Source organism: Yoonia sp., assembly GCF_036770585.1.
In the GTDB taxonomy this organism is placed as follows: Bacteria; Pseudomonadota; Alphaproteobacteria; order Rhodobacterales; family Rhodobacteraceae; genus Yoonia.
In genome coordinates, this window is record NZ_DAIPIW010000007.1 from 37,692 (window position 1) to 47,089 (window position 9,398).

Below are 9,398 nucleotides of genomic sequence, written 5' to 3' on the forward strand. Positions count from 1 at the left end.
TCCTCGGGAAAATGGGGGTGCCCCGTTCTGCAATCAGGGCACCCTTACCCGTGGATCAGGCGCTGCGGTAGAGCTTGGTCATCGAGAATTCACGATGGCCCAGTGCCTCGGCGGCAGTGTTGCGTCCGTTGGCGGTGCGGCGGATCATCTCGATCAGGGCGTCACCCGCCTCGTCGATGGTCTGCTCGCGGCGCAGGATGCCCGAGACATCAACATCCACATGCTCGCCCATGGTGCGCACGGTGCGCGGGTTCGCGGTGATCTTGATGACCGGCACGATCGGGTTGCCCACGACATTGCCCTGACCGGTGGGGAAGGTGTGGATCACCGCACCGCCCGCCGCCATCAGCGTCACGCATTCGGCAGCAGCCGAGGACGAGTCCATGAAATAGAGACCATTGCCCGAACCCGGCATTTCCGCCGGTTCCAGAATGTCGATGAACTGCGAGGTGCGGCCGATCTTTTCAAGGTTGCCCAGCGCCTTTTCCTCGATCGTGGTCAGTCCGCCTTCGATGTTGCCCTTGGTGGGCTGGCTGTCGGACAGATCGTCGGTCTGGTGCGCGAAGATCACGTCGTCCTGATAGGCCTTCCACATCTTGTACCAGCGCTCGCCCACTTCCTTGTTGATCGCGCGCTTCTGGCAGATGTGTTCCGCGCCGGTGATCTCGGAGGTTTCGCCGAAGAAGCCGGTGATGCCCTCGGGCAGCAGCTTGTCATACATGTTGCCGACGGTCGGGCAGGACCCAAGACCGGTGGTCGTGTCGGACTCGCCGCATTTGGTCGACACCCAAAGCTCGCTGATCGCGCATTCCTCGCGCTGCACTTCGGTCGCCTTGTGCACGAAATCCTTGGCCGCCCAGGACGCCGCGCGGATCGTCTCGAAGTCGCCCTTCTGCTCGATCGAGAACTCGGCCACTTCCTTGCCGGTCTTGCGGATGCCGTCGGCGATACGCTTGGTCCAGCCGGGCTCGATGCCGATCACGACAACCGAGTGCACGTTGGGGTTGGACCCCGTGCCGATCATCGTGCGGAAGTGCAGTTCGAGGTCCTCGCCGAATTGCAGGCGGCCATAGGCGTGGGGGATCGCAAGGGTGCCCTTGACGTTGTTGGCGACCGCTTCGCAGGCCGCGTTCGAGATGTCATCCACGGGCAGGATCAGCACGTGATTGCGCACACCGACGCGGCCGTTCTCGCGGCGGAAACCCTTGAAGGTGATGTTGGAATATTTCGACATGTCCGAAATCCTTATGTTGAGCGGGCGGCGTTCCGATCCGCGTCCGCGATGTTTCCTGAGGTGCGGCTTACCAGCGCTTTGTCTTGCAGTTGTGGGTGTGGACGTGCTGCCCTTTGGGGATATCCGCGATGATCTTGCCGATATCCTCGCCATATTTGATCGCGGTATCGCCGGCCTTGAGGTCCTTCAACGCGATCTTGTGCCCGATCGGCACATCGGCTTCGGCGGTCAGGCGGAAGGTTGAGTTGTCGTGGGTGATGCAGCACAGCATATCCGTGCCGGCGGTCAGGCCTTCGACCACGACGACGCCGACATTGTCGGCCTCTTCATGGACCAGCAGGTGCGGGATCTCGTTGGGTGCGGGATTTGACATGACTATCTCCGGTGTCACTTAGGGTTTGAGAATGATCTTGGGCGCGCGAACACGGCCCTTGCGGATGTCGTCGAAAGCGCGCGCGCCTTCGGCGAGGGAACGGGTCTCGGCCCAGTCAAGCGGGCCGAGGCGACCGTCGAACATGGCCGCGCAGGTGTCGCGGAAATCCTGCGCGGTATAGGTATAGGTGCCAAGGAATGTGATCTCTTGCAGGGTGATCCGCCGGATATCGAGACCGCCGTCCGCGTCACCCAGCCCGATATGGGCGATCACACCGCCCGGGGCGACCAGCGCGGATGCGGCCTTGCGCGTCGGTGCGATGCCGACCGCGTCGATGATCAGCGGGATGCCTGTTGCGGGCGCATTGTCGATGGCGATGCCGCAGGCATCGGACAGATAGGCCGCCCGTGTCGCATTGGGTTCCGCCAGCGTGACCGCCCCGACCCCCATCGCCTTCAGCGCCAGTGCCGCCGCCACACCGATCGCGCCGCCGCCGATCACATGGGCGCGGCGCTCGTCGGCGGGGTGCAGTCTTTCAAGCCCCAACCGTGCCGCATGCCAACTGACCGCAAGCGGTTCTGCAAGGGCCGCCTTTTCAAGCGAGAACCCCTCGGGCACCGTGACCAGATTGCGCTCGGGCATCGCCACATACTGCGCAAAGGCGCCTTCGCGCGGCGGCATCGAGATGATCTGTCGCCCCGGATCGAGGTTCTCGCGGCCCGACAGGCTGGCGGCACTTTGCGGATCGGTCACCAGCGGGTTGATCGTCACGCGGCGACCGTCGAGCGGACCGCTGACAATCGTTCCGGCCCCCTCGTGCCCAAGGATCAGCGGGGCAGGGCGTCTGTCGTCATGACCCAGATAGGCATGCATGTCGGACCCGCAGATGCCCACGCTGTCGATGCGGATCAGGTGGTGATCGTCGCGCGGATCGGGATCGGGGGCGTCACGGTAGTCAAGCGTTTCGGGTGCGGTATAGACCAGGGCCTTCATTTCGCGGTGAACCCCCCGTCAACCATCAGGACCTGTCCGGTGACATAGGCCGACAGGTCCGAGCTGAGGAACAGCAGCGGCCCGTCGATATCCTCGGGCTCGCCATTGCGACCGATGCAGGTCTGCGCGGCATTGCGCGCGGCGCGCTCGGGATCGGCGAAGACGGCGGCGGTCAGTTCGGTGCGGAAAAAGCCCGGACCGATGGCGTTCACGTTGATCCCGTCACCGGACCAGGCCTCGGCCATGGCGCGGGTCATCTGCGCGATACCGCCCTTGGACGCGCCATAGCTGATCCCCCCCGGAAAGGCGCGGTAGGATTGCAGCGAGGCGAAATTCACGATCCGGCCCCAGCCCTTGGTCTTCATCGCCGGAACAAGGTGCTGCGACAGAAAGAACGGCGCGGCAAGGTTCAGGGTCATCGTCACGTCCCAGCCGTCTGGCGTGACGTCATCCGCCGCCTCGCGCGTGTTGATCCCTGCGGCATGGACAAGGATATCGGGTGCGCCGAAGGGCGCTGCCGCGCGGGCCGCAAGCTGCCCCAGCCCGTCACGATCCGCCAGATCGAAGGGCAGGGGCGACACCGCCCCATCCGCCTCGTCCTGCAGCGATTCCAATGCCTCGGTCCGCCGTGCGACGGCAACAACCGAGGCACCGGCACGGGCCAGCACCAGCGCCGCGCGGCGTCCCAGACCAGAGCTTGCCCCTGTCACGCAGGCCACATGGCCCGACAGGTCGATATGTGGGGATGCGGCCACCTGACACCTCAGTCTGCGGCTGTCAGATCGAAGTTCTCGCCGGGGAAGAACTTGGCCAGCCGCGCATCAGCCGCGCGGGCATGGCCCTCCATCCCTTCCAGACGCGAGATGCGGGCGGTCGCCTCGGCCACGGCCCGCGCGCCTTCGCGCGTGGCCCGCTGCCATGTGACGACCTTCATGAACTTGTGCACGCTCAGACCGCCGGTATAGCGCGCCGCCCCCGAGGTCGGCAGCACGTGGTTGGTGCCTGCGGCCTTGTCGCCGTAGGAGACCGTGGTTTCCTCGCCCAGAAACAGCGAGCCATAGCAGGTCAGCCGGCCCAGCCACCAGTCGAGGTCTTCCGCCATCACGGTCAGATGCTCGGGCGCATAGTCGTCGGAGGTCGCGGCCATTTCCTCGCGGTCGGCGCAGACGATCACCTCGGCATAGTCGCGCCAGGCGGCTGTGGCGTTCTCGCGGTTCAGACCGGGCAGGTCGTCGATCAGCTTGGGCACAAGGGCCATGACCTCTTCGGCCAAGGCGCGGTCATCGGTGACCAGCCAGACGGGCGAGTTGTAGCCGTGCTCGGCCTGACTGACGAGGTCGGTCGCCACGATGAAAGGATCGGCGGTCTTGTCGGCAAGGATCAGGCTGTCGGTGGGACCGGCGATCATGTCGATGCCCACGCGCCCGAAAAGGATGCGCTTGGCTTCGGCGACGAACTGGTTGCCGGGGCCGACGATGATATTGGCCGGCGGCAGGCCGAACAGACCAAAGGCCATGGACGCCACGCCCTGCACCCCGCCGATCGCCATGATCTTGTCCGCGCCACAGGCATTGGCCGCATAGATGATGGCCGGATTGAGCCCCTCTGGCTGCGGCGGCGAGGCGACGGTGATATGGCGGCATCCGGCGACCTTGGCGGTGGTCACGGTCATGATGGCGCTGGCGATGTGGCGATAGCGGCCCGCGGGCACATAACAGCCCGCTGCATCGACCGGGATCGTCTTTTGTCCCGCCACAAAGCCCGGCCGGATGTCCATCTGCACGTCATGCAGGCTGCTCTTTTGCAGTTCCGCAAAGCGCCGCACGTTGTCATGGGCGAAAAGGATGTCGTCCTTCAGCTTTTGCGGCACCTTGGCCGCCGCCGCCGCGATTTCCGCCTCGGTCAATGCGATGTTGCCGCTGTATTTGTCGAACTTCGCGGCATATTCCAATGCCTTGGCATCGCCCCCCGCTTCGATGTCGTCAAGGATGGTCTGCACCGTCGCATGGGTTTCAGAGGCATCCGACTTGGAGGTCAGAACGGCTTTTTTGAGATACTCACGTGTCATGGCAAACGGTCCTATCGGTAGACATTTGGAAGTAGCGAGGTCGAGAAGGCGGGGATGTATGCGATCATCAGCGTCACGATCAGCATGAAGAACACGAACGGAATTGCCCGGTAGGCGATCTTCAGGATCGATTCGCCCGTGATCCCCGACACGACAAAGAGGTTCAGACCCAGCGGCGGAGTGATGAACCCCACACCCAGTGCGGTGATCATCATGATGCAGAACTGGATGTCGTTCATCTCGATCTCTTGGGCCAGCGGGAACAGGATCGGCGCAAGGATCACGATGTTGGGTGTCGTCTCCATCACGCAGCCCGCCGCGATCAGGATCAGCACCATCATCAGGATCAGGACCCAAGGCTCTTCGCTGATCGATGTCAGCGCACCGACAAAGCCCTGTGGCACGCCGATGATGGCGAGGGCCTCGGCCAGCGGGATCGAGAAGGCGATGATCGGCAGGATCACACCGTTCACCTTGGCCGAACTGACCAGCATCGCGGGAAAGTCGCTGAACCTCAGCGTGCCGATGATGAAGCCGATGACGATGGTGACGACCACGGCGACAGCGCCCGCTTCGGTCGGCGTCAGACGGCCCGAGAAGATGCCGTAAAAGATGATGCCGGGCACAAGGAAGGCATACCAGCCGGATTTGACAGTGCGCCAGAGATTGGCCTGCCACTCGGCGCGGGTCATGATCCCGCCGCCTTCCCACTTGTTCAGGCGGTTCATCACGATATTGGTGACAAGGATCGAAATCAGGATCAGCAGTCCGGGAATGATGGCTGCAAGAAACAGGGTCGACACGGCGATCCCCAGCACCAGACCGATGATGATATAGGCGATCGATGGCGGGATCAGGATACCGGTACAGGCACCCGCCGCCACAAGCGCGCAGGCATAGGGGCGGGGGTAGCCGCTTTCGACAAGCCGGTCGATGGTCATGCGGCCGACGGCAGCAGCACCCGCCGCGTCGGAACCCGAGATCGCCGCGAACATCCCGCAGACCAGCACCGTGGCCGACCCGAAACCGCCCCGCGCCCAGCAGGTCAGCGCCTCGGCCACATCGAGGAATTTTCGACTTAGGCCGGTGCGGACCAGCACGTCTCCGGTCAGAATGAAAAGCGGCACGGCGGTCAGCGCGAAGGCGTCGATCCCGGTGAACAGCTTCTCGCCCAGAAGGCTGAGAGGCAGCGCCTGCGACCAGACCAGCATGAGGATGGTTGCAGCCCCGATCGCGGCCCAGACCGGAACGGCCAGCGCGACAAGAACGACAAAGAGAATAACGGGGGCGTAGAAATCCCAACCCAGTATCAGGTCGGTTTCCTGTGCGAGTTGCCACATCATCGGACCGTTCCCCCCTTAATCGAACAGCTTGTCGCCTTCGTAAACGGGACGCCCGTTCCGAAAGTCGTTGAGATCACGGATGAAAGACTGGACCAATCGCAAGACCACCAGGGTAAAGCCGAAAGGCACCGCGAAGAGGAAGAAGTAGAAGCCGATCCGCAATCCATGCGTGACCGATCCGAACTTCCACGAGACATGCACCGATTCCCACGACCAGTAGATCGCGATCAGCGCAACGATGAACATCACGATGTCACCGAACATGTAAAGCAGCGCCTTCGCGCGCCGCCCCAGATAGTTCATGATGACGTCGATGCGGATATGCCCGCGTTCCTTGACAGCCGCCGCGGCCCCGATCCATGCCAGATAGATGAACGAGTAGCGGACGATCTCTTCGCCCCAGATCGACGAATACGAGAAGATCTCGCGCCGGACGACCTCGATGAACATGGTGCCGACCAGCATCACGTAGAAGGCCAGCAGCAGCCAGCGTTCGCCATTGCGGTCTATCGCATCATAGATTTTTCGCATGCAGCCCTCCTGTACGGAGCCTGCCCATGCCGGCATCCGTTCCCTGGATTGGATCGTGTCGTGGTTGGATAGGGGGCCGGCGCAACGGGGCGCCGGCCCGGTCTGACTTTATGCGTCGTGGACGTAGTAGCGGCTGCGCGTTCCGGCAGCCTCTTCAAGCCGCGCGAAAGTGTCCATGTCGCCCGCGAGGTCCACCTTGAACTGGTCCCATTCGCTGCGCTGGTAGCCACCGGCTGCCTGCCATTCGGCCAGCTGGTCGTCGGTGAGCGAGTGGAACTCGACCCCGTTGGCGATCAGCTGCGACATCGCATAGGACCGTGCCGAAGGAACCTTGGACAGGTTCTGGTGCTGGGTCACCTCGCCTGCGAACTCGATTCCCTCTTGCACGTCGGATGGCAGGCTGTTGAACCATTCGAGGTTGATCGAATAGACCTGACTGTCCGGCACCGCCTGCGTGAAGGTCACGTGGCTCAGGATCTCGCCGAAGCCGAAGACATGCAGCGCACCCACGGATGGGTCCAGCGCATCGGCAACGCCCTGACGGATCGCCGAAGGCGTTTCGCCCCAGGCCACGGGTGTCGGGTTGGCACCGACCATCGAGTAATACTGCTGCAGCATGGCCGACCCGGGCACGCGGAACTTGATGCCCGCCATATCGCCCGGCGTGATGACGGCGTTGCCCCCCTGACGCACCGCGACGACTCGCGGATCGATCACGATGTAGAACAGCGCCTTGAACCCGCTGGCCGCAATCTTGGGATCGACCTCGGACTTCCAGGTGTCAGAGGAGGTCAGGTTGGTGAAGCGCTGGTTGGACCCGCAGAAGTAGGGCAGGTTGATCAGATCGACCACCGAGGCAAAGGGTGCGAAGTTCGCAAGTGAATGCTGTGCACACTGGATGGTACCGCCCTGAACTGCCTGCACAAGGGCGCCGCCAGCGCCCAGCTGGCCACCAGGGGCAAGACGGACATAGACCTTGCCGTTGGTCATGTTCTGGATGTTTTCCTTCAGGTCCAGCTGCATGATCGGATAGCTGCGTGAGGCACCAAGCACGTAGGCTGTCGCCAGCGTCATCACGTGGTCAGCGGCTGCTTCCCGCTCGCGCTCTTCGGCGGCGGTTTGTGCGGCGGCCTCGGTCGACCAGAGCATCCCCCCCGCACCGGCGACAACCGCAGCCGTGAAACTGCCGGTCGTGGCAAGTTTCAGGAAATTCCGGCGCTCGGCCGATGCAAGTTCTTGTCTGTCAGTGTCCATAAATGTTCCTCCCATTGGACGGTTTATTCGACGTCTGTTTTTCTGGATTTGGCGCGCGCCTCGCTGCGCAGGATGCCCACGGAAAACGCGATCGCAGCAGCGAAAAGGACCAGCATTTCAGTGACGTTGCCGAACATTCGGCCACTTCCGATGGCACCCATCACCACATTCGCGGTGAACGCCAAAACCAGTGCGAGTGCGATCAGATACGGCATATCTCCCCTCCCAAGAAGCATGACGGCGGCACGATTCGTGTTAAATGTAAGCGCTTACATTTTTTCTTGCAAGCGTTTACATCGGCTGCACCCGCAGCGTATGGTCCTTGGCATCTCGCGCCTGTGCCGCAACTGCGTGGCTGGGCCCGCATCGGGAAATTGGTCAACTGCATGAAACAAGACGAGAAGTTCTCATGACCAGATCGCGCGGCACGGGCGGTGTGCCGACCTTGGCCGATGTTGCGCGCCATGCGCATGTATCAACGGCCACCGTCTCGCGCTGTCTCAATTCACCCGATCAGGTTGTGGGGATCACGCGCGAACGGGTCCTGCAAGCTGTGGCGGACCTTGGCTATGCGCCGAACTTCAGCGCGCGCGCGCTGGCGGCCAAGCAGACGAACACGGTCGGTGCGATCATTCCGACGATGGAAAACGCGGTTTTCGCACGCGGGATCCAGGCCTTTCAGGAAGAATTGGGGCGGCATGGGAAGACCCTGCTGGTCGCCTCGTCCGCCTATCAGCCCCGGCTCGAGGATGAGCAGGTCCGCACCTTGGTGGCACGCGGTGCCGATGCCTTGCTGCTGATCGGCTATGACCGAAGCGATGCTCTCTATGCGTTCCTGTCGCGGCGCGCGATCCCGACGCTGGTGGCGTGGTCCTATGAAGAGGGCAAGGATCAGGTCGCGATCGGATTTGACAATGCAGCGGCGATGGCGGAACTGACCCGGCTGGTCATCGCCAATGGCCATCGCAGGATCGCCTGCATCTCGGCCCCGACGGCCGATAACGACAGGGCGCGCCGCCGCGTCGACGGGATACGCCGGACCCTGCGCGATGCCGGTCTGGACGGAGACGGCATGGCCTATATCGAAACGCCCTACGGCATCGAGAACGGCGAGGTCGCCTTTCGGCAGATCATGGCCACCGCACCGGAGACGACAGCTGTGATGTGCGTGAATGACGTTCTGGCGATCGGCGCCTTGAGGGCGGCGCGCGAAATGGGTCTGAGGGTGCCCGAAGATGTCTCGGTCACCGGTTTCGACGATATCGAGATTGCCATGCTGGCCGAGCCCTCCCTGACCACGGTGCATGTCCCGCACCGCGAAATGGGCCGACGCGCGGCGGCGATGCTGCTGGGGATGCTGCAACAAGACGTCCCCCCGCCGGACAGCGTCAAGCTGCCCACCGACATCCGCCTGCGAAAGTCGCTGGGCCGCCGCGGGGCGCAAGGCGGCGCGTGACATTGCAGGGTGGGCGAGTGTCGAAAGCGAACCGACCGCCCGTCGCCGCAAGCCCCTGGCCTGCCTGCACGGTAAAAAAAATCCAACGACTTGGAAAAATGGTGGGCGACCCTGGAATCGAACCAGGCGTGAGTCGCCTCGAGGGA

At 63.2% G+C, this 9,398-nt stretch carries 10 protein-coding genes; 1 reads left to right on the forward strand and 9 read right to left on the reverse strand.

Features of this window, described 5'->3' with window-relative positions:
* Positions 1–55 precede the first annotated feature (55 nt).
* The 9 genes from V7N12_RS02730 to V7N12_RS02770 all read right to left on the reverse strand — a co-directional run bounded on the left by V7N12_RS02730 (position 56) and on the right by V7N12_RS02770 (position 8,011).
* Positions 56–1,234, reverse strand: coding sequence for a UxaA family hydrolase (locus tag V7N12_RS02730; protein WP_333712528.1), 1,179 nt, complete (start codon positions 1,232–1,234; stop codon positions 56–58).
* A 67-nt stretch (positions 1,235–1,301) separates the two neighbouring features.
* On the reverse strand, positions 1,302–1,607 hold the full coding sequence (locus tag V7N12_RS02735; RefSeq protein ID WP_333712530.1) for a UxaA family hydrolase: 306 nt from the start codon (positions 1,605–1,607) through the stop codon (positions 1,302–1,304).
* Positions 1,608–1,625: 18 nt separating this feature from the next.
* The gene (locus V7N12_RS02740) at positions 1,626–2,600 is read right to left on the reverse strand and encodes an alcohol dehydrogenase catalytic domain-containing protein (protein WP_333712532.1); all 975 of its coding nucleotides are present in this window, start codon (positions 2,598–2,600) and stop codon (positions 1,626–1,628) included.
* Positions 2,597–3,355, reverse strand: coding sequence for an SDR family NAD(P)-dependent oxidoreductase (locus V7N12_RS02745; protein WP_333712533.1), 759 nt, complete (start codon positions 3,353–3,355; stop codon positions 2,597–2,599). Before V7N12_RS02745 ends, V7N12_RS02740 begins: the two co-directional genes overlap by 4 nt.
* An 8-nt stretch (positions 3,356–3,363) precedes the next feature.
* A complete protein-coding gene (gene hisD, locus V7N12_RS02750; RefSeq protein WP_333712534.1) occupies positions 3,364–4,668 on the reverse strand; it encodes a histidinol dehydrogenase in 1,305 nt (434 codons plus the stop codon).
* A gap of 11 nt (positions 4,669–4,679) precedes the next feature.
* Positions 4,680–6,008, reverse strand: a complete 1,329-nt coding sequence (locus V7N12_RS02755) for a TRAP transporter large permease (RefSeq protein ID WP_443089930.1) — start codon at positions 6,006–6,008, stop codon at positions 4,680–4,682.
* A gap of 18 nt (positions 6,009–6,026) precedes the next feature.
* A complete protein-coding gene (locus tag V7N12_RS02760; protein WP_333712536.1) occupies positions 6,027–6,542 on the reverse strand; it encodes a TRAP transporter small permease in 516 nt (171 codons plus the stop codon).
* Between the two features lie 108 nt (positions 6,543–6,650).
* A complete protein-coding gene (locus V7N12_RS02765; protein WP_333712537.1) occupies positions 6,651–7,796 on the reverse strand; it encodes a TRAP transporter substrate-binding protein in 1,146 nt (381 codons plus the stop codon).
* Positions 7,797–7,819: 23 nt separating this feature from the next.
* Positions 7,820–8,011, reverse strand: coding sequence for a hypothetical protein (locus V7N12_RS02770; RefSeq protein WP_333712538.1), 192 nt, complete (start codon positions 8,009–8,011; stop codon positions 7,820–7,822).
* A gap of 194 nt (positions 8,012–8,205) precedes the next feature.
* On the opposite strand from V7N12_RS02770, the gene V7N12_RS02775 reads away from it, so the two are divergent.
* Positions 8,206–9,252 carry a LacI family DNA-binding transcriptional regulator gene (locus V7N12_RS02775; RefSeq protein WP_333712539.1) on the forward strand — a complete coding sequence of 349 codons (1,047 nt, stop codon included), beginning with the start codon at positions 8,206–8,208 and terminating at the stop codon, positions 9,250–9,252.
* Positions 9,253–9,398: the final 146 nt, after the last annotated feature.